The organism is Tamlana crocina, from assembly GCF_012037625.1.
Map to the genome: position 1 here is coordinate 1 of NZ_JAAVJS010000165.1, position 499 is coordinate 499.

Genomic DNA, 499 nt, shown 5'->3' on the forward strand with positions numbered 1-499 from the left:
AATATAAGTCTTTAAAAATGCCCTTTTTGAGCATTGTTAACTGGTAAAAAATCCGGAGGCCGAATCCCTGTTCTTAATTCTTTTAACAGGAACTAAGTACCTCATTTATAAACATCTAATCACGGAGTTTAACAAAAATTCAGCAACAAATTTTATTTGTCATGTTGAAAACTTTGTTGAAAAGCTTTCAGTCGCTGTAGGAGAAACTCTTACATAATTCCCAATATTTGTTAGAACCATTAACACCAACCAAACTACAAAGATTATGGCTCAGTTAGAACCCATTTTGCAGGAGAACAAGGACAGATTCGTGATCTTCCCCATTAAACATCACGACATCTGGGATTGGTACAAGAAAATGGAGGCAAGTTTCTGGACTGCAGAAGAAATTGACCTGCACCAGGACCTTACCGACTGGAACCATAAATTAACGTCTGATGAAAGATATTTCATCAAGCACATCCTTGCCTTTTTTGCCGCATCTGATGGGATCGTGAAT

General features: G+C 37.3%; 1 protein-coding gene. It reads left to right on the forward strand.

Annotated elements, in window-relative coordinates:
* Positions 1-265 precede the first annotated feature (265 nt).
* Positions 266-499 (forward strand): ribonucleotide-diphosphate reductase subunit beta (locus HC176_RS16140; RefSeq protein WP_209309754.1); only part of this gene is annotated, 234 nt, incomplete at its 3' end.